The organism is Proteus sp. MB838 (genome assembly GCF_054767435.1).
On sequence record NZ_BAABMO010000102.1, the window covers coordinates 1 to 702 of the forward strand.

The 702-nt window shown below is 37.6% G+C and carries 2 protein-coding genes; one reads left to right on the top strand and one right to left on the bottom strand.

Annotated elements, in window-relative coordinates; all coding sequences use genetic code 11:
* On the top strand, positions 1 to 225 hold a 225-nt coding region (locus ACYUCW_RS18100; RefSeq protein WP_460409182.1), incomplete at its 5' end, for a 5'-3' exonuclease H3TH domain-containing protein.
* Positions 226 to 313: 88 nt separating this feature from the next.
* Here the strand turns inward: ACYUCW_RS18100 and rlmM are convergent.
* Positions 314 to 702, bottom strand: a 389-nt coding sequence (gene rlmM, locus ACYUCW_RS18105) for a 23S rRNA (cytidine(2498)-2'-O)-methyltransferase RlmM (RefSeq protein ID WP_460409183.1), incomplete at its 5' end; no start/stop codon positions are given.

The window sequence follows — 702 nt, forward strand, 5'->3', positions numbered from 1 at the left end:
AGTAAAGTTTCCGGTGTCCCCGGTATTGGCCCTAAAAGTGCAACAGAACTTTTGCAACTTTATCCTAATTTAGAGTCACTGTATCAACACATTGATGAAGTGCCAAAAAAATGGCAAACCAAATTGAGTGATAATAAAGAAGTTGCTTTTATTAGCCGCCAAATCACCACACTTCGCACTGATATTAAGCTAAACGGTAATTTACAACAGTTACGTTTAAAATAGTTTAATCAATAAAAAGGCTAACGCTCTGTAATAGAGAATTAGCCTGTTAATGATTTACTCATCAAAAGATGAACTTAACTCTATGAAGTTAAAACTCGCGATCAGGACGATAAGCAGCCCAGATATTTTGGATATGTACCGTGATCTCTTCTCTATCATGATACAAATGCTTAGCCTGAATTTTAGCATTAATGCCTTTCTCAGCTAATTCAGCTCTAATTTTATCAAGGATATGCGCAACTTCTTCATAACGCTTTTTCATCGGTAATTTTAAGTTGAAGATTGCTTCACGACACCATTCATTAACTATCCACGTTGTCATTAATGCAGCCACTTTGGCAGGCTTCTCAACCATATCACACACCAGCCAAGTAATATTCTTTGATGTCGGCTCAAACTTAAAGCCATCAGCTTGATGGTGACGCACTTGCCCTGTTTCCATTAAAGAAGGAGCCATAGGTCCATTATCAACGGCAT